This window comes from Streptomyces sp. NPDC006012 (genome assembly GCF_042871185.1).
Lineage (GTDB): Bacteria > Actinomycetota > Actinomycetes > Streptomycetales > Streptomycetaceae > Streptomyces.
Map to the genome: position 1 here is coordinate 263,170 of NZ_JBIAIE010000005.1, position 26,744 is coordinate 289,913.

The window sequence follows — 26,744 nt, forward strand, 5'->3', positions numbered from 1 at the left end:
GTGCGGACCCCCGTGGTGCGGTTCGGTGCTCCCATGCTGCATGCTGGGCAGTTCAGCAGGCCCTGACGGCTCATCCGACGGTTACGGAGCGGCGCATGACTAGCACCTTCCCCAACATCTCCATCAGCACGGAGCGGTTGGTGCTGGGGCCCCTCGACGAGGGGGACGCACCCGAACTGACCGAGATGATGAACGACGAGCAGGTCGCGGCCTGGACCCATGTCCCGCAGCCGTTCACCGAGGCGGCCGCCCGGGGCTGGACCACCTCGCACGCGCCGGCCGAGCGGGCCGCCGGCCGCGGGCTCGACCTCGCGGTCACCGAGTTCCTCACCCAGCGCCTGGTCGGCCTCGTCCAGCTGACCAAGGCCAACTGGCACATCCGCTCCGTCGAACTGTCGTACATCATCGCCCCCTGGGCCCGCGGCGAGGGCTACGCCGCCGAAGCCGCCCTGGCCACCGCCCGATGGCTGTTCAACGACCAGAAGTTCGAGCGCGTCGAACTGCGCACGGCCGCGGGCAACACCGCGTCCCAGCAGGTCGCCCAGAAGATCGGCTGCATCAGCGAGGGCGTGCTGCGCAACGCCTGCATAGCCCGTGTCCGCGCCGAGGACGGCACCTGGACCGACCTGCGCACCGATTTCATCGTGTGGAGCCTCCTTCCGGAGGACCTGGAGGGCGCGGGCGAGGAGCTTGCCGATACGGGCGGTTTCACCACGTTCTCCGACTGGAACTGACCGGGTTCCGCGACCGGGCCGGATGCGGACCGGGCCCCGGTACCGCCCCGCCGCACGCCCGGCCGTTCGACCAGGTACTCTCACGGAGCCCGCGTGCGGGCGCCCGCTCCTTGCCGGCCTGCGAGAAAACCCGCGACAACACTGGAGACTGAGGACATGGCCGACCGGGTCACGGTGATCGGCTGGGACGGCTCGCCACTGACCGCAGCGGCGCGCTCCGCGCTGGGCGCCGCGACCCTCGTCGCGGGCGCGGCCCACCACCTGGCCCTGCCCGAGGTGCCCGCCCGTGCCGAGCGCATCCGCCTCGGCAGCGTCGCCCTGGCCGCCCGGCGCATCACCGCCCACCGCGGCACCGCGGTGGTGCTCGCCGACGGCGACCCGGGGTTCTTCGGCGTCGTACGGACCCTGCGCGCACCCGAGTTCGGTCTGGAGGTGGAGGTCGTCCCCGCGGTCTCCGCCGTGGCCGCGGCCTTCGCGCGCGCCGGGATGCCCTGGGACGACGCCCAGGTGGTGGTCGCACACCGGCGCACCCTGCGCCGCGCGGTGAACGTGTGCCGCGCCCACACCAAGGTCGCCGTGCTCACCTCACCCGGCGCCGGGCCCGCCGAGCTCGGGCTGCTGCTGGAAGGGGTGCACCGCACCTTCGTCATCTGCGAGGAACTCGGCACCGACGCCGAGCAGGTCACCGTCCTCACCTCTGACAACGCCGCCGACCACACCTGGCGCGACCCCAACATCGTCATCGTCATCGGCGGCCCGCCCGGCGTAGCGGACGGCGGCGGCTGGATCGCCGGGCGCGATCCGGGCCAGGGGCCCCGCGGCTGGGTCCAGCCCGACGAGGCGTACGGCGGCGGACTCGGCGAAGGCGAGAGCCAACTGCTGCGGGCCGCCCAACTGGCCCGGCTCGGCCCCCGCGTCGGCGACCTGGTGTGGGACATCGGCTGCGGCAGCGGGGCGTTCGCCGCCGAGGCCGCGCGGGCCGGCGCCGCCGTCATCGCCGTCGACCGCAGCTCCGAGGCATGCGCCCGCACCGAGGCCGCCGCCCGCGCCTTCGGAGTGCAGCTCCAGCTCGTGCACGGCACCGCCCCGCTGGCCCTGGAGAACCTGCCCGAGCCGGACGTCGTCCGGGTCGGCGGCGGCGGAGCGGCCGTGGTCTCGGCGGTCGCCGACCGCCGCCCGCAGCGCATCGTCACGCACGCCGCGACCCGGGACGCGGCCGAACTCGTCGGCCGCGACCTGACCGAGCACGGTTACCGGGTCGAGTGCGCCCTGCTGCAGTCCGTCGAACTCGACACCAGAGCCTGGACGGAGACGGAACGGAGCGTCGTGTTCCTGCTCACGGGCGAGCTGCCGGCGCGCGAAACGCCCCGCTGAGAGGCGGTGGGCGGGGCGCGGAGCGACCCGTTGCCACGACGCCCCGTGATCCTCTTGTCGTACTGCGCGGGGTAGGCTGGCCGATCGTTGTACCGCACTCGGTGGCCCGGAGATTCGTTCGTCAATGTCCGGAAAACGCGCCGGTTTTGAGGCAAGTGTGGTAGGGCGGATCCGGAGGGCGCGCAACGTGGCGCAGTCCACAGCGGACTGTCGCGGATCATGCTGCGGGGAGGGTCGAACAGCCGGGACAATGCCATCGAATGGCTTTGTCGCCTTTTCCGGGCGGTCGTTCGTGCCGCTGGGCACGCACGCTCGTTCTTCACTGTGAGCGGTCGGTGCGCCGCTCCGGGTGAGCTGGTCGTAGGAGCACTAACCGATGGGCGAGGGATACGCATGACCGACACCGGCCAGGTCCCGGGCGAGGGACTGCCGGAGAGCGCAGGCATGGTGGAACAGCCGGGCGTCCCCGCGCACGGTGCGTACCACTACCTCTCCGGTGCTCCCGCCGAGGACGACGAACTGCTGCTGCCGGGCGCCCAGGGCGCCTGGGGCAACGAAGTGCCACCGCCCGCCCCGGAACCCGTCGTCGAGGCCGTCCACGAGCCGGGGCCGCACGAGACGGCCGGCCGGGACACCGGCTCCGTCGACCTCGGCGGCGTCCGTCTGCCGGACCCCGTCGCGGTGTCCGCCGCGGCGTCCCCCATCCTGTCGGCGCCGCCGTCCCCGCACGACCAGGCCGCGGCCTCGCGCCGTCCGCGCCATCTCGGCCCGCCGACCCCGGACGCCTCCGCGAGCCCGGTCCGCTCCCTGGCCGACCGCGGTCCCGCGGACGCGCCGGTACGGCATCAGGGACCGGCCGCGGCCGGCCCCGAGTACCTCGATGCCCAGTCGCTGCGGGACCTGGCCCCGCAGACTGCGGTCCCGCAGAGCGCGGTCCCGTGGGGCACGCCGCAGACACCCGTGGTCCAGGCGCACACCCGGGCGCCGGCCGCGGAAACGGTTGCTCCGGCCGCCCTTCCGGGACCCGGGCCCTACGGTGTCGCACAGCATGCCGTGCCCAGGCTCGCGCCGGGAGCGGTCGTGGCGGGCGGCACCGCGGTGGCGGCCCACCCGGCCCAGGTGGCGGGGCCCGCCCTGGCAACCGTCGAGGCACCGGGAAGCGGACCCGAACCGCAGGGACCGCCGGACCTCCGGACCGGCCAGGTCCCCGGTCATGGCCAGGTCCCCGGACATGGTGAGGGGCCCGGTCACGGCCAGGGGCACGCCCAGGACGGGACGCAGGCCGGCACCGACGGCCCGGCATCCGAGGGCGCGCATGGCCCGGCATCCGAGGGTGCCCAGGGGCAGGCTCCCGAGGACGCGCAGGTTCCGGTGGCCGCTCCTGGCGGTTCCGGGAGCGGGTACGGCATGGACGGCGCCCCCGGTCCGGACGCGGCACCGCCCGCCGGCCCCGCGCCGGCCCCGGACGGCACCCAAGGCGGGCAGGCCGTCCTCGTGACACCCGACGCGCCGACTCCGGCCCCGGGAGCGGTCCAGGCCACAGCACCCCAGGCCACAGCACCCCAGGAGACCGCACCGCAGGACCCGGCCACCGCCCACGGCGCGCAGGGCCGTCCCGAGGACGGTGCCCGGACCCCGGCCGCCGAGGCTCCGCACGCCGCGCAGGCCGCGGTCGCACCGGAGGACGCCCCGCACGCCGCCCAGGTCCCGCAGGCCACCGCCGACGGACAGCCCGGCGTCGTACCCGTGCAGCCCGCCGCCGGCCCGGTGCCACTGCAGGCCACCGGCGACGTGACCCCGACGCCCGCGGCGGGCACTCCGACGGCAGCCCTCGGTACGCCGACGCCTGCGGCGGGCACTCCGACCGCGGCTCCCGGTACCCCGACGCCCGCGGCCGGCATCCCCGTGCCCGGCGCCCCGCAGCAGGCCGAGGCGGGCGCACCCGCGCCGGCCGAGGGGCCGCATGCCGGGTCCGCTCCCGAGCAGGCGCCGCCCGGCGCACCCGTACCGGAGCAGGCAGCCGACGGACGACAGGGAGAACCGGAGGAGGATCCGCAGCAGACGCAGCAGACGCAGCAGACGCAGCAGACGCAGCAGACGCAGCAGGCCGCCGCGGCGGACCCGCACGGCGCGGCCCCCGCCGGCCCGGTGCCCACGGCACCCGAGGACCCGGTGGCGGACACCCCGTCGGCTCCGGCCGCCCCGCCGCACGAGGGCACCGGACCGCAGGCCGCGGCCCAGGCGCCCGAGACCGCCGAGCCGCCGCAGACCGTACCGGGCCCGCAGACCGTGCCCGGCGCACAGCTCCTGACGCCCGCGCAGGCCGAGCCCGGCCCGGTACCGGCGCCCGCGCCTGCCGAGGCCGTCCCGGCCGGGCCCGCCGACCCCGACGAACCCGCCGCCGGGGCCCCGGCCGGAGGCGACGCCTCCGGCGGCGAGACGCCCGGCGAGCCGACGCCCCCGCCGGGTGCCACCGCGGCCGAACCGGACACGGAGCAGGCCCCGGAACAGTTCGTGCCGGTCGAGGGCACCGTCCCGACGACCCCGCACCTCGCATCCACCCCGCCGCAGCCCGTCGTCCTGCCCGCCCAGGAGCAGGGCGAGCCGCAGCCGGTCCCGGCGGCCCCGCCGGAGCGGGTCGTCTCGGTCCCCGGACCCCGCGAGGCCGAGTCCGCCGCCGCGCAGTCCGCGACGGACGCCCCCGACGTCGTCCAGCAGGCGGCGGACCTGGAGACCAGGGCCGCCGACCAGGAGCAGGACACCACCGCGGAGGCACCGCGTCCGCCCGCCGGACCGGCCGCCCCCGGCTACGCGGACGCCGAACGCGAGGCCGTCCTCAAGGTCATGCGCGAGCGCCGCGACATCCGCAACGGCTTCCGTGCCGACCCCGTCCCGCACGAGGTGCTGCTGCGCGTCCTGGAGGCCGCCCACACCGCACCCTCCGTCGGCCACTCGCAGCCCTGGGACTTCGTCGTCATCCGGTCCGCCGAGACCCGCCGCACCATGCACGAACTGGCGATGCGTCAACGCGACGCCTACGCCAAGTCGTTGCCCAAGGGCCGGGCGAAGCAGTTCAAGGAACTGAAGATCGAGGCCATCCTCGACACCCCGGTGAACATCGTCGTCACCGCCGACCCCACCCGTGGCGGCCGGCACACCCTCGGCCGGCACACCCAGCCGCAGATGGCGCCGTACTCCTCCGCGCTCGCCGTGGAGAACCTGTGGCTCGCCGCCCGGGCCGAGGGCCTGGGCGTCGGCTGGGTCAGCTTCTTCGACGAACGCGAGATGGTCCGCACCCTCGGCCTGCCCGAGCACCTGGAGGTCGTGGCCTACCTGTGCGTGGGCTACGTCGACGAGTTCCCGGACGAACCCGAGCTGGCGCAGGCCGGCTGGTCCAAGCGCCGCCCGCTGTCCTGGGTCGTGCACGAGGAGACGTACGGCCGCCGCGCGCTGCCCGGCGAGGACCCGCACGACCTGCTCGCCGAGACCGTCGCCGGGATCCGCCCGCTGGATGCCAAGGCGCTCGGCGAGGCATGGGAGCGCCAGAAGCGGATGACCAAGCCCGCGGGCGCGCTCGGCATGCTGGAGATCATCTCCGCGCAGCTGGCTGGCCTGTCCCGGCAGTGCCCGCCGCCGATCCCGGAGCCCGCCGCCGTCGCGGTCTTCGCCGGCGACCACGGCGTGCACGCCCAGGGCGTCACCCCCTGGCCGCAGGAGGTCACCGCCCAGATGGTGGCCAACTTCCTGGGCGGGGGAGCGGTCTGCAACGCCTTCGCGGGCCAGGTGGGCGCCGAGGTCTGCGTGATCGACGTAGGCGTCGCCACCGACCTCCCGGCCACGCCCGGCCTGCTGCCCCGCAAGGTGCGCGCCGGCACGGCCGACATGACCACCGGTCCGGCGCTGACCCGCGAGGAGGTCAAGCAGGCCATCGAGGTCGGCATCGAGACCGCCCGCGACCTGGTCGCGGCCGGCAACAAGGCCCTGCTCACCGGTGAGATGGGGATCGCCAACACCACCGCCTCGGCCGCCCTGATCGCCGTCTTCACCGGCACCGACCCGGCCGAGGTCACCGGCCGCGGCACCGGTATCAACGACGAGACGCTGGCCCGCAAGACCGAGGTCGTCCGCCGCGCCCTGGAACTGCACCAGCCGGACCCGGCCGACCCGATCGGGGTCCTAGCCGCGGTCGGCGGCCTGGAACACGCGGCCATCGTCGGCCTGCTCCTCGGCGGCGCGTCGCTGCGTACGCCGGTGATCCTGGACGGGGTCAGCGCCGGTGCGGCCGCCCTGGTGGCCCGCGCCATTGCCCCCGAGGTGCTGGCGGCCTGCATCGCGGGCCACCGCAGCGCCGAGCCCGGTCATGTGGCCGCCCTGAACAAGCTGGGCCTGCGCCCCCTGGTCGACCTCGATCTGCGGCTCGGCGAGGGCACCGGAGCCCTGCTGGCACTGCCGCTGGTGCAGAGCACCGCACGGGCGATGCACGAGGTGGCGACGTTCGACTCGGCGGGCGTAACTGAGAAGTAGGCGCACCCGCGCGGTGGTCCGGCGCCCGGCAGCCGGACCACCCACGCCGTACGCCCCGCCGACGTCTTAAAATCCGCACGTCAGGGCCGCTCCGAAGGCGCAGCGTGCCCACCGCACCGCCCGTCCGAGGAGCCGTCCGCCATGGCTGTACATCCTGCCTACCCCGTAGGTCTCCGCCTCGCCGGCCGTCGTGTGGCCGTCCTCGGCGGCGGCCAGGTCGCCCAGCGTCGTCTGCCGGCGCTCGTCGCGGCCGGCGCGCGGATCCATCTCGTGTCCCCCGACGCGACCCCCTCGGTCGAGGCGATGGCGGACGCCGGGGAGATCACCTGGGTGCGGCGGCGGTACGAGGACGGCGACCTCGCGGACGCCTGGTACGCCCTCATCGCCACCAGCGACCCGGTGGCCAACGCCGCCGCCTCCGCCGAGGCGGAGCGGCACCGCGTCTGGTGCGTCCGCGCCGACGACGCGGACGCGGCCACCGCCTGGACCCCCGCCACCGGCCACAGCGCGGGCGTCACCGTCGCCGTCCTCACCACCGACGCGCGGGGCCGCGACCCCCGGCACACCGCCGCCATCCGCGACGCGGTCGTCGAGGGCCTGCGCGACGGGACGCTGGTCGCCCCGCACCACCGCACCCGTACCCCGGGCGTGGCCCTGGTCGGCGGCGGCCCCGGTGACCCTGACCTGATCACCGTGCGCGGACGCCGGCTGCTCGCCGAGGCGGACGTGGTCGTCGCCGACCGGCTCGGGCCGCGCGACCTGCTCGCCGAACTCCCGCCGCACGTCGAGGTGATCGACGCGGCGAAGATCCCCTACGGCCGCGCCATGGCCCAGGAGGCGATCAACCAGGCGCTCGTCGACCACGCCCGGCAGGGCAAGTCGGTGGTCCGCCTCAAGGGCGGCGACCCGTTCGTCTTCGGCCGCGGCATGGAGGAGGTCCAGGCGCTCGCCGAGGCCGGCATACCGTGCACGGTCGTCCCCGGCATCTCCAGTTCGATCTCGGTGCCCGGCGTGGCCGGCATCCCGGTCACCCACCGGGGCGTCGCCCATGAGTTCACCGTGGTCAGCGGTCATGTCGCCCCGGACGACGAACGGTCCCTGGTCGACTGGGCGGCGCTGGCCAGGCTCACCGGAACCCTCGTGGTCCTCATGGGCGTCGACAAGATCGGGCAGATCGCCCGGACGCTGGTCGCCCACGGCAAGTCCCCGGACACCCCGGTCGCCCTGGTCCAGGAGGGCACGACGGCCGCCCAGCGCCGGGTCGACGCCACCCTCGCCACGGTCGCCGAGACCGTCCGCGCACAGGACGTGCGGCCACCGGCGGTCGTCGTCATCGGCGAGGTCGTCACCGTCGGCCCGCGCTCGGGCGCCGGTCCCGCCCGATGAACGCGCCGCCCCGGCGTGCGTACGCGACAGCCGGGAGTACGCGGTCGCACGACCACTTGCTCCCCCGTGACCGCGAGCGCTGAGTAACCGCGGGTAACACAACCCCTCCCGAGCCGTTGGCACCGCACCCAGGACAAGGCAGTATCTCTCTGTGGCCGATCTCATCACCGTTGAGGACCCCGAAGACCCCCGCCTGAGCGATTACACGGGCCTGACCGACGTCGAACTGCGCCGCAAGCGCGAACCGGCCGAAGGGCTGTTCATCGCCGAGGGCGAGAAGGTCATCAGACGGGCCAAGGAAGCCGGCTACGAGATGCGCTCGATGCTCCTGTCGGCCAAGTGGATCGACGTCATGCGCGACGTGATCGACGAACTGCCCGCTCCCGTCTACGCGGTCAGCCCGGAACTCGCCGAACAGGTCACCGGCTACCACGTGCACCGCGGCGCCCTCGCCTCCATGCAGCGCAAACCGCTGCCCACCGCGGCCGAACTGCTGCGCTCCGCCCGCCGGGTGGTGGTCATGGAGTCGGTCAACGACCACACCAACATCGGCGCGATCTTCCGCTCGGCCGCCGCCCTCGGCATGGACGCGGTACTGCTCTCCCCGGACTGCGCCGACCCCCTCTACCGCCGCAGCGTCAAGGTCTCCATGGGTGCGGTGTTCTCCGTGCCGTACGCCCGCCTGGACACCTGGCCCAAGGGCCTGGAGTCGGTCCGCGAGGCGGGCTTCACCCTCCTGGCGCTGACCCCGGACGAGAAGGCCGAGTCCCTGGACGAGGCCGCGCCGCACCGGATGGAGCGGGTGGCGCTGATGCTCGGCGCCGAGGGCGACGGCCTGTCCACCCAGGCCCTGGTCGCCGCCGACGCCTGGGTCCGCATCCCCATGTCCCACGGGGTCGACTCGCTCAACGTCGGCGCGGCGGCGGCGGTCGCCTTCTACGCGGTGGCCACCGGCCGTCCCCTCGGCTGAGCAGCCCCGAAGGAGGGCGGGCACCCCGCCACCGGCCACGGCCACGACGGCGCCACGACCGTACGACGGCGCGTCGTGGCCCGCTCGAAGTCCCGGCTCGCCCCGGGGGAGAGGTCAGCTCGGCAGCGGAGGTACGAAGTCCGGTGCGCCCACGACGCCCCGGGCCGGTGCGGTGTCCCGCTCCCCGGCGCCCGGCGGCACCTGCCGCTCCGGTGTCTGTGCGCTGACGGCGCCCCCGACGTGGCCCAGGCCGTGGGCGGGCCCCTGACAGCCCTGGGCCAGCGCGATGCCGACGGCGACCAGCAGGGTCACCACGACGAACACGAACAGCCGCTGCCGCAGCAGCCGCGGATTGGCGGGCCGTCGGCCGGTACCCGTGGGACGCGGCTGCGGACGCCCGGCACCGGCGCGCGAGGCGGGCCTGCTCCCACTGCCGGGCCGGGTCGTGCTGCGCGGCGCGGGCGTCGGCCGTGCGCCGCCGGACCGTGCGGGGGCCCCGCCGCCGCGTGCGGTGCCGTTCCCGCGCGAGGGCGGACCGCCGCCGCGCACGGGAGCCCCGCCGCGCGGCGCCGGGGTGCCACCCGGCGCGGGCTGCGGACGGCGCAGGGTGCGCTGCTGTTCCAGATAGGGCTCGGTGAGCCGCCCGGTGGGCCGGTCCGTCTCGGCGGTGCGCGGCGCGGGCGGCCGTACCTCGGTCAGACCATGCGCCTCGCGGGCCGCGATCTCCTTGAGCCGGAGCGACAGTTGGAGCGTACTGGGCCGCTCCTCGGGGTCCTTCGCCAAGCAGGCCCGTACGAGCGGCGCGAGCGCGTCCGGCACACCGTGCAGTTTCGGTTCCTCGTGCACCACGCGGTACAGCATCACCTCGGAACTGCCGTGCCCGAACGGGGAGTCGCCGGTCGAGGCGTACGCCAGCGTCGCCCCCAGCGAGAACACGTCCGTGGCCGGTGTGACGGCGACGCCGCGCACCTGCTCCGGCGCGAGGAAACCGGGGGAGCCGACCGCCGTGCCGACGTGCGTGAGCGTGGAAGCGCCCGTCGCCCAGGCGATGCCGAAGTCGATGATCCGCGGCCCCTTCGGGGACAGCAGGATGTTGGACGGCTTCAGGTCCCGGTGCACCACACCGGCCTCGTGCACGGCGACCAGGCCCTCGGACAGGGCCGCCCCGACGGAGGCCGCCTCGGCGGCGCCGAGCGGCCCTTCGTCGGCGACCTTGTCGTGCAGCGAGGGGCCCGGCACGTACTGCGTGGCGAACCACGGACGGTCGGCCTCCAGGTCCGCCGCGACGAGCCGGGCCGTGCAGCCGCCCCTGATCCGCCGGGCCGCCGAGACCTCGCGGGCGAACCGCGACCGGAACTCCTGGTCCTCCGCCAGATCGGGCCGGATCACCTTCAGCGCGACCCGCTGCCCCTTCTTGTCGGAACCGAGGTAGACAACGCCCATCCCGCCCGCGCCGAGCCGCCGGTGAAGCCTGAACGAGCCGACGACACGCGGGTCCTCGCGCCTCAGGCGCATCATCGCCATGTTCATCCCCGCTGCCCGGTCCGTGTGACGTGGCACAGCTTACGTTTACCGGGCCGTCCGCGCGCAGAGGCCGCGCCCTCTCGCCCCGACGGATTGTCAGTGCCGTGCGGGGCGATGTGAAAGCCGGTCAGCGTCCCTGCCGCCGTGGACTCCTTGCCCGCACACCGTGTCCAACCGACCGACTCAGGGCGGGGATTGGCTCCCCACGGGCACACCGCGCCGGGAATGCCACGGGTGCCGGGAACACGACACCTAGCCACGGGGCGGCGGCCCGCCGGCCGGGCCACCGGCCACAGACGGCGGCGCCCGGGGGAGGGCGGAAGTGAGCGAAGTCACCCGGCGCCCCTGCCATACCCCTCCCGCAGCGGGGAACTCGGCAGGCCCGCGCGGACATCCGGGAAAAGCACGACTACTCCGGACGACCCTTCCGGGAAGACCCCGAGACCTAGGACTCCGTCTCCACCCAGGGGAGTACTCAGCGGGCGACGGCTCATCCTCCCGTAGGCCCGCGAATCGATACGACGGCATGACGTCCAGGGGGCGTCGCCCGCCTAGATTTGAGGTCAAGCGGCGGGTGCAGCACTCGTCCCCCGAGGTCAGACACCCGCCGCTGCCAAGGACTACGGAGAACGGTCAGGAGAGGGACCATGGCCCACACGGCACCGCGGACGCTGCTCCGCACGCAGGGACGCGCCGCGTTCCGCACCCGCCGGGGCCGTCGCCACCCCGCGGTGGCGACGCTCATGGCCCTTCCCCTGGCGGTCCTGCTCCTCGTCGTCTTCGACGGCTGGGAGACAGTGGCCACACAAGCGTCGTCCGTGGGCGTGATGCTGGGGCGCTGAGCGGCGACCCCAGGCCCGGAAGAGCGGTCCGGGCGGGGACATCCACCCATGAAACCCCGTGGGGACGGGGGTGCGGCGGACGGCACAAATGCCGGCGCAGCTGGGGAGCTGCGCCGGCATTGCTCTGTGCCCGTGCACCGGACGGGCCGCGCATCGCCCGTCGAGCCGGAGCCCGGTCCGGGCCCGGCCGTGCTCCGGCCGGCGTGGTCGTGCTGCCGGGTCGCCCCGTCCCGAGCCCGCCGCCCCGAAGCCGGGGTACGGCCCCTTCCACCCCGCCGGCCCGCGTAGGCTCACCGGGCCATGGCCGCCCGTCCTCAGGAACCCTCGTGACCGCACCCCTCCTGCCGCAGCTGGCCGCGAGGCTGAGGGAAGCCGCCCACCCGGGCGGGGAGCCGTGCGGCTGTGGAGCGGCCGTCACGCTCGCCGAGCGTCCCGACGCCACCGTCCTGCTCCACGCGGACGTGGTGGCGAAGGCCCACGCCCCGGACACCGACCCGGCCGGACTGGCCTTCCGGCTGGCCACCGCCGCCCGCGTCCCGGACGTCTTCGTCCCACCGCTCGGCACGGCACCGGCCACGCTCGGCGATCGCCTCGCCACCCTCTGGCCGTACGGCACCCCGGTGGACCCGGACACCCCGGACGATGCGCCGTGGGAGGCGGCCGGCGACCTCCTCGCCCGCCTCCACCGCACGCCCGCGGACGTTGCCGTCCCCGCCCGCCTCCACCGGACCTCCGAGGCCGCTGCCGTCCCCGGGCCGCCGTGCCCGGCCCCCGCACCACCGCCGATGCGCGGCCCGCGCAAGGCCGCCCGCGCGATCACCCGCCTGCGCACCGCCCTCACCCACGCCGACACCCCCGCCGCGCCCCCGGTCCTGCGCGCCTGGGCCGCCCTGCCCGGCTGGGCGCGTGGTACGTCGCCCATGCCGGGACCCGCTGTCCTCTGCCACGGTGACCTGCACCTGGGCCAGCTGGTGCGGTACCCCGCGCCGGACGGCCCATGGCGCCTCATAGACGTGGACGACCTGGGGGTGGGCGTCCCGGCCTGGGATCTTGCACGCCCCGCGGCCTGGTACGCCTGCGGGCTCCTCGCCCCCGACGAATGGACCCGCTTCCTGGGCGCCTACCGCGCCGCGGGCGGACCCGCCGTCCCCGCCCGGGCCGACCCCTGGCCGGCCCTGGACGTACCGGCCCGCGCCCTCACCGTGCAGACCGCCGCCCTGGCGATCACCAAGGCGCGGGCCGCGGACCGCCCGCTGGACGAGGCGGAGCGGGCGCTCATCGACGCCTGTGCCCGAATGGAATGCGCACCCCCGGAGTTGACACCCGGATTCCCGAAGTAGGCTGCAACCGACCGGGGCCAGGCGGAGTCTGTCCTGGCGTACCGCGAAGCAGGTCCGACCGGCGAGGAGTTGAGCCGACCATGCAGTGTCCGAAGTGCCATGCGCCGATGCATACCTACAACCGCAATGGCGTCCAGATCGAGCAGTGCAGCGGCTGCCGGGGCATCTTCCTCGACTACGGCGAGCTGGAGGCGCTGACCCGGGTGGAGTCGCAGTGGTCCCAGCCGGCCCCGCCCGCCCCGCAGGCCTACCCGGCCCCGCCCGCTCCCGCCTGGGGCGCTCCGGGCGGTCACCACGGCGGCCACTATGGTCACCACCGCAACAAGGGCTTCGCCCACATGCTGTTCTCCAGCTGAGGCGACCGAGCCACGAAGAAGCCCCCCGCCGTAGGAGACGGCCGGGGGGCTTCGGGGTGTGGACGATACTGGGATTGAACCAGTGACCTCTTCCGTGTCAGGGAAGCGCTCTCCCGCTGAGCTAATCGTCCTCGGGACCGTGACTCAAAGGTCACAGACAGTGCGTGCGCGATACTGGGATTGAACCAGTGACCTCTTCCGTGTCAGGGAAGCGCTCTCCCGCTGAGCTAATCGCGCGGGGATCCTCGCGGATCCAGTGGACGATACTGGGATTGAACCAGTGACCTCTTCCGTGTCAGGGAAGCGCTCTCCCGCTGAGCTAATCGTCCGTGGAGGTGGAGACGGGATTTGAACCCGTGTAGACGGCTTTGCAGGCCGTTGCCTCGCCTCTCGGCCACTCCACCAGGAGCACAGGGGCCCGAAGTCCCCTGCTCTTTCGAGCGGACGACGAGGTTCGAACTCGCGACCTCAACCTTGGCAAGGTTGCGCTCTACCAACTGAGCTACGTCCGCTTGTCGTTTCGGTCGGCATCAGCGTCCCGGCGACGTGTTGAACTCTAGCGGATTCCGGGGCCAGCACAAAAACGCGTTTGCCCAGCGTGCTGCCCTGTGCCTGCCGAACGGCATGGTCAGGGCACCCGCGGGACATGCCCGGGTCACCCCGACGACACGCGCCCTAGACTCGGCCGCGTGTCCCATCTGCCTCCTCTCGCCCGGTTCGGCGACCGCGTCGCCGGCGGCCTCCTCGACGTCACCGACGACCCGGCGGCCCTGGACTCCACGGGTTTCTGGACCGTCTGCGCGGACTTCGAGGGCCGGCTGACCTGCGCCCGTTTCGCGGACGTCCGGGTGGAATCCGTACCGGCCCCGGTACCGGGGCGATGGCGGGGACCGCGGCCGCAGGACTGGACGTCGTCCCTGGACCGCGCCGCGTACACGGCGGCCGTGGCCCGGATCCGTGAGCACATCGCCGCAGGCGAGGTCTACCAGGCCAACCTCTGCCGGGTGCTGTCCGCACCCGTCGCCGCCGACACCGACGTCGACATCCTGACCGCGCTGCTCGCCCGCGGCAACCCGGCGCCGTACGCCGGAACGATTCGGCTGCCCGGCCACGGCGTGGAGATCGCCACCGCCTCGCCCGAACTGTTCCTGCGCCGCAACGGCGCGGTCGTCGAGTCCGGTCCGATCAAGGGGACCGGGCGCACCGAGGCGGACCTCCTGGACAAGGACCGCGCCGAGAACGTGATGATCGTGGACCTCGTCCGCAACGACCTCGGCCGGGTCTGCGCCACCGGCAGCGTGACCGTCCCCGACCTGTGCACCGTCGAGAAGCACCCCGGCCTCGTCCACCTGGTGTCCACGGTCCGCGGTGAGCTGCGCGCCGGTGCCGGCTGGCCGGGGCTGCTGGCCGCCGCGTTCCCGCCCGGCTCGGTCACCGGTGCCCCCAAGCCGAGCGCCCTGCGGATCATCGAGGCGCTGGAGACGGCGCCCCGGGGACCGTACTGCGGCGCCATCGGCTGGGTCGACGCGGACCGGGGCACCGGCGAGCTGGCCGTGGGCATCCGCACCTTCTGGCTCGACCGGTCCGCCGCGGCCGGGGCGACGCTCCGCTTCGGCACCGGCGCCGGCATCACCTGGGGCTCCGACCCGGAACGGGAGTGGCGGGAGACCGAGCTGAAGGCGGCCCGGCTGCTCGCGATAGCGTCGGGGACGTACGACCCGAACAGGGAGGAATCCTGAGGTGAAGATCTGGCTCGACGGCGGCCTGCGGGACATCGAGTCCGCCCGGGTATCCGTCCTGGACCACGGGCTGACCGTGGGCGACGGTGTCTTCGAGACGGTGCGGGCCGCGGCCGGCCGGCCGTTCGCGCTCACCCGCCATCTGGACCGGCTGGCCCGCTCCGCGCGCGGCCTCGGCCTGCCCGAACCCGACCTCGACGAGGTACGGCGTGCCTGCGCGGCCGTGCTGGCGGCCGACCCGATGCCGCTGGGCCGGCTGCGCATCACCTACACAGGCGGCCACGGCCCGCTCGGCTCGGACCGCGGTGAGCAGGGCCCCACCCTTGTGGTCGCGCTGGGCGAGAGCACCCCGCGCCCCGACTCCACCGCCGTCGTCACCGTCCCCTGGACCCGCAACGAGCGCAGCGCCGTCACCGGTCTGAAGACCACCTCGTACGCGGAGAACGTCGTCGCCCTCGCCCGTGCCCGCGCGCACGGTGCCTCGGAGGCGCTGTTCGGCAACACGGCCGGACGGCTCTGCGAGGGCACGGGGTCGAACGTCTTCGTCGTGCTCGACGACGAGATCCACACCCCGCCGCTCGCCTCCGGCTGCCTGGCCGGCATCACCCGTGCGCTGACCGCCGAGTGGACCGGAGCCCGTGAGACGGATCTGCCGCTGGACGTGCTGGAGAGCGCCGAGGAGATCTTCCTCACCTCCACCCTGCGCGACATCCAGGCCGTGCACCGGATCGACGGCCGTGAACTGCCCGGAGCGCCGGGCCCGGTGACGGCGAAGGCCATGCGGATCTTCGCCGAGCGGGCCGCGGACGACCTCGATCCGTGAACGCTGTTCGGTGCGTGCGAGGTACTCGTTCTGTACGGACTGCTCGGTCCGTGGGACCTGCTCGATCCCCGGGCACCACGGAAAATGGGCTGTCATGGATCTCCGCACGGGGTAGAAACCGGTGATGACCACGACCCTGCGGCCGACCGAGCCGCTTCAGCACTCCGCGGACGGGGCACCGTCCCGGCACTTCGGCGTGTACGTGAACGGCCGTCCGGTCGGTGCGGTGCACGTCGCCACGGACCAGCGCTTCGGGCCGTCCGTCGCCCGGATCGAGGATCTGCGCATCGACGAGGCGGACCGCGGCCGGGGCCGGGGCACGGTGGCCGCCCTCGCCGCCGAGGAGGTCGCACGGGGCTGGGGCTGCGCGCGCGTGGAGATTGCGGTGCCCGCGGCGGCCGGAGCCGCATTGCGGCTGGCCACGGCGCTCGGTTATGTCCAGCGCAACCGCTCCCTGCGCAAACCGCTCGGCGACGTACCGCCCGCACTGCCCGCGGGCAGCCGGGGCAGGCCGATGACCGAGGCCGAGTTCGGACCGTGGAACGAGCGGGCGATGGAGGCCTACGCGCAGTCCTGGATCGACCGGGGCGTGGCCGCGGACGCCGCGCGGGCCAGGGCGGAGCGGGATCACGCCAGGCTCCTGCCGGACGGCCCGGAGACCGCGGACACCGTGCTGAGCGTCCTGGAACACGAGGGAACCAGGGTCGGCGTCCTGTGGCTGTCGGTCGCCGCCGACCGGGCCTACGTCTACCGGGTGGAGGCCGACCAGCGCTTCCGCGGCCGCGGCCACGGCCGCGCCCTGATGCTGCTGGCCGAGGCGGAGACGGCAGCCGCCGGCCACCGTTTCCTCGGCCTCAACGTCTTCGCGGGCAACACGCCGGCCGAGCGGCTCTACGAGTCGCTGGGGTACGTGCCGGTGGAGTACTCGCTGTACAAGAACCTGCTCTGAGGCATCCGGTGCCTGCGAAGGTACGGGCCCGCTCCCGGTCCGGCCCGTGCGGACGGCTTCCGGTCAGGCCCGTGCCGACAGCAGCCGGTCGGTGATCTCCTCGATCCGCTCGCGCAGGCCCTCCTGGCTCTTGCCGCCGTCGAGGCGTTCACCGTCGATGACGTACGTCGGGGTGCCGGTCACCCCGATCGCCTTGCCCTCGGCCTGGTCGGCGTCGACCACGAGGATGTGCCGCCCGTCGATCAGCGCGGTGTCGAACTCCTCGGTGTCCAGCCCGAGTTCACGGGCGACCCGGAGGAGGAAGGGCTCTCCCTCGCGGGCCAGCTCCGCGACGCGGCCCAGGACCGCCTCGACATAGGCCCAGCCCTGCCCCTGCTCGAAGGCCTCCTCGGCGGCCTGCGCCGCGGCGAACGCGTGCTGGTGCTTGTCCAGCGGGAAGTGCCGCAGTCGCAGCTCCAGCCGGTCGCCGTAGCGGGCGCGCAGGGCGCGGAGGTCGGCCAGGGCGGTACCGCAGTCCGGACACTGGAGTTCACACCACACGTCCAGCACGGGGACGGGGGCGCCGCTGGGGGAGGAGGAGTCGCTCATGGGCACCAGTCTTCCAGGCGAGGCTGCCCCGACCGAATCCGCGTGGTACGCGGCCGACCGGGACCTGCGGAGGAGGCGACCCGGAGATGTCCCTGATCTCGGGCCGCGCCATGGCATCGCGGGCGGCGGACGGTGCAGGATAGATGGGACGAAGCGCACGGGCGCTTCGACCTGCCCGACCGAGCCCGCCAGGAGGACCGGATGATTGCCGAGACCGTCTGCTCCGCCGTGTCCGCGGCCGGCCTGGGTATCGCGGTGGTCACGGCCTACCGCAAGCGTTTCGTCACGGCCGCCCGTATCGCGGCCTATTCGCTGGTCCCCGTCGGGCTGGTCATGACGGGTGTCGTCGGCTGGCTGGCCGACACCGCGTTCAGCCCCGTGGCGTGGGCGGGCTTCGGTGTGCTGGGCGCTGCCTGGGCCCTGTTCGCGACCACGCGCGCGGTCGACCGCCGTCGCGGTGGCACCCGTGCGCAGCGCAGAGCGGCCCGGGACGCACAGCGCGACCCGGTGGCACCCGCCGCCCCCTCGTCTTCCGTGGGGCCGGAGTTGGGCCCGGCCACGCGTCCCGCGGCCCCACCCGCGACCGCCCCGCGCGCCACCGGGTCCTCGGACGACTTCAGCGACATCGAGGCCATTCTCAAGAAGCACGGCATATGAGCCGGGAAGCGCGGCGTAGGGGCCTCGGCGCCTGATCCAGGCGCTCGCGGGGAAACGACACAGTCCGTCGGTACCGTGCCCAGGAACGATCATGCGTCGAAACCAATCGAACCGGACATCGCGGATTTCAGCGAACTCACGCACATTTCGGGCGTGTTGATCGCGAAGACGATGCGCGCTGGGTCATCATCGCCCCGAGATGCTGGACACGACACAGAGCGAGGCCGCGCCGCCGAAGGACGAGCCTCGCGGGTGCCTCTTCGCCCTTTCCCAGCCACCGCTGATGATCTTCCTGGCGGTGATCGGGTGTCTGCTCCTCATGGCTGCGCTGCACGATCTGCTGTTGCTGTGAGTCGTACACGCCAGTCCCGGCGCCACCCGCCGGGGCGGGCGTCGGCATCGGAGACCCGCGGGTGATCAGCCCGCCGCCTCCTTGCGCCGGGCCCGGTACGCGGCCACGTGCAAGCGGTTTCCACAGGTGCGGCTGTCGCAGTAGCGACGCGAGCGGTTGCGGGAGAGATCGACGAAGGCACGCCGGCAGTCGGGGGCCTCGCAGCGTCGCAGCCGCTCCTGCTCCCCGGCGACCACGAAGAACGCCAGTGCCATCCCGCAGTCGGCGGCGAGATGGTCCGCCATCGAGGCGCCGGGCGCGAAGTAGTGCACGTGCCAGTCGTAGCCGTCGTGGTCCGTGAGCCGCGGGGTCGTGCCGGCCGCCGCGACCAGCTCGTTGATCATCCCGGCGGCGCTCCGGGCGTCCGGGGCGGTGAAGATCGCCGTGAACCGGCCGCGGACCTTGCGCACGGCCGACAGGTCGAACTCGGAGAGCACCCCCACATCGCTTATTTTGTGGTTTCGTACGAAATCTGCGAGCGTCGCGACGTCCGGCAGCCCGTCCGGCGCCGCATCGTCCTCCGGCGCGGTGTTCACCAGATCCACCACGGTGTCGAGCGCGCACCGGGTGTCGTGGGTGATCAGCACGTTTCGCTCCCTGGCATGAGGGTCGGGCGGGTGCCCGCCGATGCTGGCCGATGGTAACGGCCGGCAGCCGGAAGAACGGCTCCCCGCGTGGCGCGGTTCACGCCGTGGTGCGGGGCCCTGCCCCGCACCACGGGCCGAGGGCACGCCGTAGCCGCCCCCGCGACTGCTCGCGGCGGCGGCTACGGCTACGCCGTATGCGGTTGTCTTGGCCCGAGCCGTCTCCCCGAGTGGACGGCGCCGGGCTGCTTCGAGGGCGGCCTAGCTCTCCGCCAGGATGTGTGAGAGCTCCTGATCCAGGTCGAAGTGCCGGTGTTCCGTGCCGGGGGGCACGGCGGCGTCGGTTCGCTTCAGGAAGGACTCCAGGGCTCGCGCAGGGGCCTCCAGCAGTGCTTCTCCCTCCGGGGAACTGAGGGCGATGCACACGACGCCCTGGCCGTGACTGCGGGATGGCCAGACGCGGACGTCGCCGGTGCCGGTGGGCCGGTGCAGCCCTTCGGCGAGGAGGTCGCGGGCGAACACCCACTCGACGGTCTCCTCGGCTCCGGTGTGGAAGGTGGCGTGCACGGCGTAGGGGTCGGCCGTGTCGTACCGCAGGCCTGCGGGGACAGGCAGGGATGACTCGCTCGACACAACGAGGCGCAGGTGCAGCTCGCAGCTGACCGTGGTGTTCATAAGCGCCAGGGCCTTTCGCTCAGTGTGCGCTCGGGGATTCGCACGTCGGCGAAATCGACATGCCACCTACGGTGCCGTTGTAAACCCCTCTGAGTGTTTTGCGTGTCTTTAGGTACCTCTTCCGGCCGAGAATCATCAGGGTGCGGCCACCATTCCAGTGACCGGTTTCACTCGGGTAGGGTTTGGTCGTATGAATACGGGGAGTGACGGATCCCGCGAGGCTGCCACGGTCTCCGGCCCGGACGAGGCGCAGACGAAGCAGGCGGAGGCGCCGGAGCGGCGGGGGCTCGGGTCCCGGGCGCCGGAGTTCGTCAAGGCGCGTCGCGCCCTGCACGTGAGCTGGCAGGTCGGCGTCTTCGTCGTCGGCCTCGCGGTCGTGGTCGCGGGCATCATCATGCTGCCGCTGCCCGGACCCGGCTGGGTGGTGATCTTCGGCGGCATGGCGATCTGGGCGACCGAGTTCGTCTGGGCCCAACTCGTGCTGCGCTGGACGAAGCGCAAGGTGACCGAGGCGGCCCAGCGGGCGCTGGATCCCCGGGTGCGCCGCCGCAACATCACGTTGACGGTGATCGGCCTGGTGATCATGGGGGTACTGCTCGGGATCTACCTCTGGAAGTTCGGCATCGTCATGCCATGGAAGATCAAGGACCAGTGATCGGCGGGGCGCTCGCCCGGACCGGCGGTGGCGCCGCCCCGTCCTGCGCGAAGGCACTCCCTGACATGGGGTAATGTTCTTCCTGCGTCCGGGCGATTAGCTCAGTGGGAGAGCGCTTCGTTCACACCGAAGAGGCCACTGGTTCGAACCCAGTATCGCCCACCCGGACCGGCGGCCCGTCTGCGAATGCGCAGGCGGGCCGCCGTCGTGTCCGCACCTGGACGGCCCGCTTCCGGCGCGTCCCCGAGAAGGCTTGCCGGGTGTCCGCCGTGGCCTGATCCAGCAAGGGCTTGCTGGAACCGCTCCCTGCGATCGGGCAACGGGACCGGGCCGGCGGCAGTGAGGAAGAAGGCCGAACGGGACCGGAACAGAACGGTCACGTTCCGTTACTTCCGGAAAGGTGGCGAGGGGTGGCCGGGAAGATTGATTGGATCATCGCGCGCTTCGCGAAGAAACACCCGAAGATCCGGTCAAGGCCGACTTCCGGACGTTCCAATGGTTCCGGTAGAAGCCTCGTGCACCCACCGTGGGCGGAAATCCTCCGAATGATTTCTGGAATACCGTCTGAGTTCTCCGGAAGTACGACAAGAGAGCTTTTTCCAGTTTCCTCAAGTAGGGGGCACGGACAGGTGAACTGAGTCCGGGTCACCTTTGACGGTCCAGGGAACCCGGGCCGGGTGCGGCACGGGAGACGGAGGGGAGTGGAGCGCCGTCGTACGGGCGGCGGCGCTCGTACCCGCGAGTGTGGCTCGGACCACTGCACGAGGCATGAGCGCGCGTACTCGGCTGGGCCCCGCGGGCAGACTCCGTCCATGGACTGGACCCACTACCGCTTCCGCAGCCTGTGGCCCCTGCCCGCGCCGCCCGCCGCCGTCTACGCCGCCCTGGAGCGAGCCGAGGACTACCCCCGCTGGTGGCGCCAGGTGCGCACGGTGAGCCGGCTGAACGACACCACCGGCGTCATCACCATCCGCTCGGTCCTGCCGTACGACATGACGTTCACGGCGCGCGCGGCGCGGCACGATCCGGCGGCCGGCGTGCTGGAGATCGCGATGACCGGCGACATCGAGGGCTGGGCCCGCTGGACGGTCGACGCCGCCGGCACCGGCACCCACGCCCGCTACGACCAGGTCGTCGACGTCACGAAGCCGCTGCTGCGCCGACTGGCGGTCCCCGGGCGGCCGTTCTTCCGGGCCAACCACCGGCTGATGATGCGGGCCGGACGGCGGGGGCTGCTCGCACACCTGCGCGCGGTTTGAACGGAACCCGCCGGGACCTGTATTGTTCAGTGCGTTCCCGGGCGATTAGCTCAGTGGAAGAGCGCTTCGTTCACACCGAAGAGGTCACTGGTTCGAACCCAGTATCGCCCACCGGGAGATGCCGGTCCGCACACGCGGACCGGCGTTTTCGTGTCTGCGGCCCGTCGTCGTGCCAGGTGCGTCTCGGCAGGCGCCATGAGCGGTGGGGAAGGCGGACGGAAGCGAAGGCGGAGGAGGCGGTCCGGCCGCCTCCGTGCGCCGGCGCGGGTCCGGGCGTGGGAAGGCGCGGTCCGGACGCCGGACGGCGTGGGAGCCGGGCGCCGGTCGTCGCACGTCGGTACCGCGGTCCCGGACGGGAGTTCCCGCGGCGGTTGCGGTGGTGGTCCCGATGACGGTTCCGGCGGTGGTTTTTTCAGCTGGGGCGTCGGCGGCGGCGCCCGCGGGAGAGGCGGCGGACCCTGGTGGCGCACGGGGCGCGGGTCCCGGCGGTCCCGCATCCTCACGCCGCCGTGGGGAGTTCCGGACGCAGCGGCCAGTCCGTGCTCACCGTCTCCTCGGAGCCGCTGCGTGCGAACCACGCCTGCAGACCCCGCGCCTGCGCCGCGTGCCACGTCGTCTGGAGCGTGTGCAGCTCGGCGGGGGAGAGGCGTTCGAGGCGGGTCGCGAAGCGGCGGCCCACCGCGCGTACGACGTTCAGCGCGGCCAGCGCGTCCGCGGCGGCGTCGTGCGCGCCCTCCAGCGTCACGTCGTAGTGCACGCACAGATCGGTCAGCGTCCGGCGGCCCTTGCGATAGCGGTCCAGATGCTTGTCCAGCACCCGCGGATCCAGGACCAGCAGTGGTGCCGGCTCGAACCAGCGGTCCAGCGACGACGCCCGATGCCGGCGCAACTCCCGGTCCAGCAGGGTCAGATCGAACGGCGCGTTCATCACCACCAGGGGCCGGCGCATCGCCGCGTGTCCCGCCAGTTCCTCGGCTATCTCGAACATCACCGGCGCCGGCCAGCGGCCGTTGCGGTGCAGGTGTTCCTCCGTCAGTCCGTGCACGGCCGTCGCCGCCCGGGGCACCGGGACACCCGGGTTCACCAGCCAGCGGGTCACCCGGGGGCGGGTGCCCGGCCCGTCCTGGACGACGACGGAGGCCGACACGATCCGGTCGGTCTCCACATCCACGCCCGTGGTCTCCGTGTCGAATGCGGCCAGGGGTCCCTCGTACCAGCACGTCATGCCTACACAACTCCTCGTTCACCCACGGCAGATGACGATCCGTCTTCTGCCCGTTTGGTGATACCCGGGCTGTTTGCGCCGTACGCCGCAAGGACACAACAGGAGTACGGGTCTTTGCAGTTCAGCGGCCCGTCGAGGCAAAACATCCGGCTTGGAAGGCTGTTGGTCATGGCGATAGCGCAGCCCGAGCGGGGCGGGCTGCTCCCCGAACGCACGGGCCCCCGTCGCGGCACACTCGCCACCACCGCCTGCATGGAGACACTGCAGGTCGGCTATCTGCACGCGGTCGCCGCCGCCGCGGGCTGTTCACTGTCCCAGCCGTTCCCCGACAACGGCATCGACTGGCACGTCAGCCACAGCGCGCCCGGACACACCGTCGACGACGAAGTGACCATCAAGGTGCAGCTCAAATGCACCTACCAGATCGCGCCCAACCCCCCGGGCCGCTTCTTCTCCTTCACTCTCGACAACGACCATCTGAGAAAGCTCGCCCGGACACCGGTCTCGGTACACAAGATCCTGGTCGTGATGCTCGTCCCGCGCTCCCAGGACGACTGGCTGCGCGCCAGCCACGACCGGCTCGACCTCAGGCACTGCTGTTACTGGGTGAACCTGGCCGGGCAGCCCGTCACCGGCCGGCACCGGACCACCGTGCGCGTACCGACCACGCGGATCTTCGACGACCGGGCGCTGTGCGAGATCATGACGCGGGTCGGGACGGGAGGCAGACCATGAGGCACCGTCCGGCCGACGAGCCCCTGCGGGAGGTCGAACCGCACCCCGCCGACGCGTACGGGAACCCCGCACCCGACCCCGCCGCGGTCGACCCCGCGGTGCTCAGCGCCCTGCTGCACCGGCACGGCTGGCAGCGCCGCGGTGGCGCCCCCGGCCGGTACGGGCGCTGGACCCCGCCCGGTCCGGGCGGCGGCGGCACCAGCCTGCTCGTGCCCGAGAACCGTGCCTTCCCCGACAGCGACGACCTGCTCGGCGAAGCCCTCGACGCGCTCGCGCGCAGCGGGACGCCCGCCGCGCGCGAGGTGCTGGTCGGGCTTGCCGTGCCCAGCGACGAGATCCACTGGTGGCGGGACGTGCCGAGCGGCCCGGCGCCCGCCGCGACCTGGACGGCCGAGGAGCAACTGCGCACCGCGGCCCGGCAGATGCTGCTCGCGGGCGCGCTCGCCGGCCGCGGTCGCGCGGGCTACTACGGTGCCCGGCACCGCCGCTCCTCCGCCGCCATGCTCGACGACGTCCTCGTCGGACCGGCCGCGGCCGGCGGCCTCACCGCCTTCGTCCCGGTGGACACCGCGCGCCCCCTCGCCGTCCGCCTCCACCAGGCCCTGTGCGCCGCCCGCGAGGCGATCGACTACCAGCGGGCCACCGGCGGCATGGACGCCTTCGACGCGGCCGTCGAGGCGGGCGTCAGCCGTGAGCTGACCGAGGCGCTGATCGCCCTCGTGCGCGGCACCGAAGGCGCCCGCGTCGCCGTCGCATGGGCGCCCGCCGCCGGTGTCCCCGAGGACTGCGCGGTGGCCGACGAGCCCGTCGAGTTCTCGCCCGGCGACCTGCCCGTGCTGCGGGAGGCCGGCGCCCGCTATCTGCGTGCGGAGCCTTCCGTCCCGGTCCGCGTCACCGGCACCGTGGTCCGGATGCGCCGCTCGGGCACGCGCGGCGCGGGCACCGTACGGCTGCGGGTGATCGACGGCGCCGAGGTGCCGCAGGTCCGGGTCACCCTGGACGAGGAGGACTACCGCATCGCCGGGCACGCGCACCTCGTCGGGCTGCCGGTACGGGTGCACGGCCGGCTGGAGAGCCGGGGCGGATTCCGCCGCCTGACCGGCGCCTTCGGGGTCGTACCGGTGCAGGTCGACGAGGTCGAGCGGGACCGGCTGCTGAAGTCCCTCCAGGACAACCTCGACTTCTTCGAGGAGGCGTGCAGCGGGGACGACTGCGACTGACCGGAGGCGGCCCCTCACGCAGGGCCACCGTTTGGCCGCGGGCGGGCCCGGGTCGGTACGATCCCCTATTGCGCGCGCTCCTGGTATGGCGCTCGCATCCACCTGCAGTCAGGAGAGACCGGTGTCAGACGTCCGTGTGATCATCCAACGCGATTCCGAGCGGGAAGAGCGCACGGTGACGACGGGCACTACGGCCGCCGAGATCTTCGCCGGCGAGCGCTCCGTCATCGCCGCCCGGGTGGCCGGTGAGCTGAGGGATCTCGCCTACGAGGTCAAGGACGGCGAGACCGTCGAGGGCGTGGAGATCTCCTCCGAGGACGGCCTGAACATCCTGCGCCACTCCACCGCGCACGTGATGGCGCAGGCCGTGCAGGAGCTGTTTCCGGAGACCAAGCTGGGCATCGGCCCGCCGGTCAAGGACGGCTTCTACTACGACTTCGATGTCGAGAAGCCGTTCACGCCCGAGGATCTCAAGGCCGTCGAGAAGAAGATGCAGGAGATCCAGAAGCGGGGGCAGAAGTTCTCCCGCCGTGCCGTGACCGACGGGGCCGCCCGTGAGGAACTGGCCGCAGAGCCGTACAAGCTGGAGCTGATCGGCCTCAAGGGGTCGGCGTCCTCCGACGACGGCGCTGACGTCGAGGTCGGCGCCGGCGAGCTGACGATCTACGACAACCTGGACGCCAAGACCGGCGAACTGTGCTGGAAGGACCTCTGCCGCGGTCCGCACCTGCCCTCCACCCGGAACATCCCGGCGTTCAAGCTGATGCGCAACGCCGCCGCCTACTGGCGCGGCAGCGAGAAGAACCCCATGCTCCAGCGCATCTACGGCACCGCCTGGCCGTCCAAGGACGAGCTGAAGGCCTACCTCGACTTCCTCGTCGAGGCCGAGAAGCGCGACCACCGCAAGCTGGGCAGCGAACTCGACCTGTTCTCCATCCCCGAGCAGATCGGCTCCGGCCTCGCGGTCTTCCACCCCAAGGGCGGCATCGTGCGCCGCGTGATGGAGGACTACTCGCGCCGCCGCCACGAGGAGGAGGGCTACGAGTTCGTCTACACCCCGCATGCGACCAAGGGGAAACTCTTCGAGACGTCGGGCCACCTGGACTGGTACGCCGACGGCATGTACCCGCCCATGCAGCTCGACGAGGGCGTGGACTACTACCTGAAGCCCATGAACTGCCCGATGCACAACCTGATCTTCGACGCGCGCGGGCGTTCCTACCGTGAACTGCCGCTGCGGCTGTTCGAGTTCGGGACCGTGTACCGGTACGAGAAGTCCGGCGTCGTGCACGGCCTGACGCGGGCGCGTGGCTTCACCCAGGACGACGCGCACATCTACTGCACCCGCGAGCAGATGTCGCACGAACTCGACAAGACGCTCACCTTCGTGCTGGGCCTGCTGCGCGACTACGGTCTGACCGACTTCTACCTGGAGCTGTCCACCAAGGACCCGGAGAAGTTCGTCGGCTCCGACGAGGCGTGGGAAGAGGCGACCGAGACGCTGCGCCAGGTCGCCGAGAAGCAGGGCCTGCCGCTCGTGCCCGACCCGGGCGGCGCCGCGTTCTACGGGCCGAAGATCTCCGTCCAGACCAAGGACGCGATCGGCCGCACCTGGCAGATGTCGACGATCCAGCTCGACTTCAACCTGCCGGAGCGCTTCGACCTGGAGTACACGTCCGCCGACGGCTCCAAGCAGCGGCCGGTCATGATCCACCGGGCCCTCTTCGGCTCCATCGAGCGTTTCTTCGCGGTGCTCCTCGAACACTATGCGGGCGCCTTCCCCGCCTGGCTGGCGCCGGTGCAGGCGATCGGCATCCCGGTCGGGGACGCGCACGTCGAGTACCTGGAGAAATTCGCCGTCGCGGCCAAGAAGAAGGGTCTGCGGGTCGAGGTGGACTCGTCCTCGGACCGGATGCAGAAGAAGATCAGGACGGCGCAGAAGCAGAAGGTACCGTTCATGGTCATCGTCGGCGACGAGGACATGAACGCGGCCACGGTGTCGTTCCGCTACCGCGACGGCTCGCAGGAGAACGGCATCCCGTTCGACGACGCCATCGCGAAGATCCTGAAGGTCGTGGAGGAGCGGGCCCAGGTCTGAATCCGGCCCACGCGGCGGCCCCCGGGAGGCTCGGCTTCCCGGGGGCCGTTCGCCGTCCCACGGGGGCTCCCAGGGCGGTGGCGGCAGCACCCCGGC

The 26,744-nt window shown here is 73.0% G+C and carries 23 protein-coding genes and 7 tRNA genes; 20 read left to right on the forward strand and 10 right to left on the reverse strand.

Annotated elements, in window-relative coordinates:
- Positions 1-95: 95 nt before the first annotated feature.
- The 5 genes from ACFYPJ_RS12640 (at position 96) to ACFYPJ_RS12660 (ending at position 8,988) form a co-directional block, all read left to right on the forward strand.
- The gene (locus ACFYPJ_RS12640; RefSeq protein WP_389014656.1) at positions 96-734 is read left to right on the forward strand and encodes a GNAT family N-acetyltransferase; all 639 of its coding nucleotides are present in this window, start codon (positions 96-98) and stop codon (positions 732-734) included.
- 156 nt (positions 735-890) lie between these two features.
- Positions 891-2,108: a precorrin-6y C5,15-methyltransferase (decarboxylating) subunit CbiE gene (gene cbiE / locus ACFYPJ_RS12645; protein ID WP_389014659.1), complete on the forward strand. Its 1,218-nt coding sequence runs from the start codon at positions 891-893 to the stop codon at positions 2,106-2,108.
- 393 nt (positions 2,109-2,501) lie between these two features.
- Positions 2,502-6,632, forward strand: coding sequence for a nicotinate-nucleotide--dimethylbenzimidazole phosphoribosyltransferase (gene cobT, locus ACFYPJ_RS12650; protein WP_389014662.1), 4,131 nt, complete (start codon positions 2,502-2,504; stop codon positions 6,630-6,632).
- Positions 6,633-6,773: 141 nt separating this feature from the next.
- The gene (gene cobA / locus ACFYPJ_RS12655) at positions 6,774-8,018 is read left to right on the forward strand and encodes a uroporphyrinogen-III C-methyltransferase (protein WP_389014665.1); all 1,245 of its coding nucleotides are present in this window, start codon (positions 6,774-6,776) and stop codon (positions 8,016-8,018) included.
- 151 nt (positions 8,019-8,169) lie between these two features.
- Entirely contained in the window at positions 8,170-8,988 is an 819-nt protein-coding gene (locus ACFYPJ_RS12660; protein ID WP_389014669.1) for a TrmH family RNA methyltransferase, read from the forward strand.
- A gap of 114 nt (positions 8,989-9,102) precedes the next feature.
- On the opposite strand, the gene ACFYPJ_RS12665 is transcribed toward ACFYPJ_RS12660, so the two are convergent.
- Complete coding sequence (locus ACFYPJ_RS12665) at positions 9,103-10,518, reverse strand: protein kinase (protein ID WP_389015091.1); 1,416 nt, start codon at positions 10,516-10,518, stop codon at positions 9,103-9,105.
- 641 nt (positions 10,519-11,159) lie between these two features.
- On the opposite strand from ACFYPJ_RS12665, the gene ACFYPJ_RS12670 reads away from it, so the two are divergent.
- The 3 genes from ACFYPJ_RS12670 to ACFYPJ_RS12680 all read left to right on the forward strand — a co-directional run bounded on the left by ACFYPJ_RS12670 (position 11,160) and on the right by ACFYPJ_RS12680 (position 13,050).
- Entirely contained in the window at positions 11,160-11,354 is a 195-nt protein-coding gene (locus ACFYPJ_RS12670) for a hypothetical protein (RefSeq protein WP_389014672.1), read from the forward strand.
- A gap of 326 nt (positions 11,355-11,680) precedes the next feature.
- A complete protein-coding gene (locus ACFYPJ_RS12675) occupies positions 11,681-12,694 on the forward strand; it encodes a phosphotransferase (protein ID WP_389014675.1) in 1,014 nt (337 codons plus the stop codon).
- 80 nt (positions 12,695-12,774) lie between these two features.
- Positions 12,775-13,050: a zf-TFIIB domain-containing protein gene (locus ACFYPJ_RS12680; protein ID WP_389014678.1), complete on the forward strand. Its 276-nt coding sequence runs from the start codon at positions 12,775-12,777 to the stop codon at positions 13,048-13,050.
- Positions 13,051-13,109: 59 nt separating this feature from the next.
- Here the strand turns inward: ACFYPJ_RS12680 and ACFYPJ_RS12685 are convergent.
- From ACFYPJ_RS12685 to ACFYPJ_RS12705, 5 genes are all read right to left on the reverse strand, one after another.
- Positions 13,110-13,181, reverse strand: a tRNA-Val gene (locus ACFYPJ_RS12685).
- 34 nt (positions 13,182-13,215) lie between these two features.
- A tRNA-Val gene (locus ACFYPJ_RS12690) sits at positions 13,216-13,287 on the reverse strand.
- A 20-nt stretch (positions 13,288-13,307) separates the two neighbouring features.
- Positions 13,308-13,379, reverse strand: a tRNA-Val gene (locus ACFYPJ_RS12695).
- A 1-nt stretch (position 13,380) separates the two neighbouring features.
- Positions 13,381-13,454 (reverse strand) — tRNA-Cys (locus ACFYPJ_RS12700).
- Between the two features lie 35 nt (positions 13,455-13,489).
- Positions 13,490-13,562, reverse strand: a tRNA-Gly gene (locus ACFYPJ_RS12705).
- 177 nt (positions 13,563-13,739) lie between these two features.
- Between ACFYPJ_RS12705 and ACFYPJ_RS12710 the strand changes: the two genes are divergently transcribed.
- From ACFYPJ_RS12710 to ACFYPJ_RS12720, 3 genes are all read left to right on the forward strand, one after another.
- Positions 13,740-14,789: a chorismate-binding protein gene (locus tag ACFYPJ_RS12710; RefSeq protein ID WP_389014681.1), complete on the forward strand. Its 1,050-nt coding sequence runs from the start codon at positions 13,740-13,742 to the stop codon at positions 14,787-14,789.
- Position 14,790: 1 nt separating this feature from the next.
- Entirely contained in the window at positions 14,791-15,612 is an 822-nt protein-coding gene (locus ACFYPJ_RS12715; protein WP_389014684.1) for an aminotransferase class IV, read from the forward strand.
- 124 nt (positions 15,613-15,736) lie between these two features.
- On the forward strand, positions 15,737-16,561 hold the full coding sequence (locus tag ACFYPJ_RS12720; protein ID WP_389014687.1) for a GNAT family N-acetyltransferase: 825 nt from the start codon (positions 15,737-15,739) through the stop codon (positions 16,559-16,561).
- Between the two features lie 63 nt (positions 16,562-16,624).
- Here the strand turns inward: ACFYPJ_RS12720 and ACFYPJ_RS12725 are convergent, their stop codons facing one another.
- Complete coding sequence (locus ACFYPJ_RS12725; RefSeq protein ID WP_389014690.1) at positions 16,625-17,149, reverse strand: DsbA family protein; 525 nt, start codon at positions 17,147-17,149, stop codon at positions 16,625-16,627.
- Between the two features lie 201 nt (positions 17,150-17,350).
- Between ACFYPJ_RS12725 and ACFYPJ_RS12730 the strand changes: the two genes are divergently transcribed.
- Both ACFYPJ_RS12730 and ACFYPJ_RS12735 read left to right on the forward strand, forming a co-directional pair.
- The gene (locus tag ACFYPJ_RS12730; protein ID WP_389014692.1) at positions 17,351-17,806 is read left to right on the forward strand and encodes a hypothetical protein; all 456 of its coding nucleotides are present in this window, start codon (positions 17,351-17,353) and stop codon (positions 17,804-17,806) included.
- 199 nt (positions 17,807-18,005) lie between these two features.
- Positions 18,006-18,158 (forward strand): hypothetical protein, encoded by a 153-nt coding sequence (locus tag ACFYPJ_RS12735; RefSeq protein WP_167345734.1) that lies wholly within the window; start codon positions 18,006-18,008, stop codon positions 18,156-18,158.
- 65 nt (positions 18,159-18,223) lie between these two features.
- Here the strand turns inward: ACFYPJ_RS12735 and ACFYPJ_RS12740 are convergent, their stop codons facing one another.
- The gene (locus ACFYPJ_RS12740) at positions 18,224-18,784 is read right to left on the reverse strand and encodes a CGNR zinc finger domain-containing protein (RefSeq protein WP_389014695.1); all 561 of its coding nucleotides are present in this window, start codon (positions 18,782-18,784) and stop codon (positions 18,224-18,226) included.
- 258 nt (positions 18,785-19,042) lie between these two features.
- Positions 19,043-19,456, reverse strand: a complete 414-nt coding sequence (locus tag ACFYPJ_RS12745; protein WP_004002642.1) for an SsgA family sporulation/cell division regulator — start codon at positions 19,454-19,456, stop codon at positions 19,043-19,045.
- A 190-nt stretch (positions 19,457-19,646) separates the two neighbouring features.
- On the opposite strand from ACFYPJ_RS12745, the gene ACFYPJ_RS12750 reads away from it, so the two are divergent.
- The 4 genes from ACFYPJ_RS12750 to ACFYPJ_RS12765 all read left to right on the forward strand — a co-directional run bounded on the left by ACFYPJ_RS12750 (position 19,647) and on the right by ACFYPJ_RS12765 (position 21,481).
- Positions 19,647-20,111: a TIGR02611 family protein gene (locus ACFYPJ_RS12750; protein WP_389014698.1), complete on the forward strand. Its 465-nt coding sequence runs from the start codon at positions 19,647-19,649 to the stop codon at positions 20,109-20,111.
- A 90-nt stretch (positions 20,112-20,201) separates the two neighbouring features.
- Positions 20,202-20,273: transfer RNA gene (locus ACFYPJ_RS12755), tRNA-Val, on the forward strand.
- Between the two features lie 650 nt (positions 20,274-20,923).
- Positions 20,924-21,370: an SRPBCC family protein gene (locus ACFYPJ_RS12760; RefSeq protein WP_389014701.1), complete on the forward strand. Its 447-nt coding sequence runs from the start codon at positions 20,924-20,926 to the stop codon at positions 21,368-21,370.
- A 39-nt stretch (positions 21,371-21,409) separates the two neighbouring features.
- Positions 21,410-21,481, forward strand: a tRNA-Val gene (locus tag ACFYPJ_RS12765).
- Positions 21,482-21,869: 388 nt separating this feature from the next.
- On the opposite strand, the gene ACFYPJ_RS12770 is transcribed toward ACFYPJ_RS12765, so the two are convergent.
- Positions 21,870-22,595 (reverse strand): 3'-5' exonuclease, encoded by a 726-nt coding sequence (locus ACFYPJ_RS12770; protein WP_389014703.1) that lies wholly within the window; start codon positions 22,593-22,595, stop codon positions 21,870-21,872.
- Between the two features lie 168 nt (positions 22,596-22,763).
- On the opposite strand from ACFYPJ_RS12770, the gene ACFYPJ_RS12775 reads away from it, so the two are divergent.
- From ACFYPJ_RS12775 to thrS, 3 genes are all read left to right on the forward strand, one after another.
- Positions 22,764-23,330, forward strand: coding sequence for a DUF4365 domain-containing protein (locus ACFYPJ_RS12775; RefSeq protein ID WP_389014706.1), 567 nt, complete (start codon positions 22,764-22,766; stop codon positions 23,328-23,330).
- Entirely contained in the window at positions 23,327-24,550 is a 1,224-nt protein-coding gene (locus ACFYPJ_RS12780; protein WP_389014709.1) for a hypothetical protein, read from the forward strand. Before ACFYPJ_RS12775 ends, ACFYPJ_RS12780 begins: the two co-directional genes overlap by 4 nt.
- 121 nt (positions 24,551-24,671) lie before the next feature.
- Entirely contained in the window at positions 24,672-26,648 is a 1,977-nt protein-coding gene (thrS, locus tag ACFYPJ_RS12785; protein ID WP_389014712.1) for a threonine--tRNA ligase, read from the forward strand.
- Positions 26,649-26,744 lie beyond the last annotated feature (96 nt).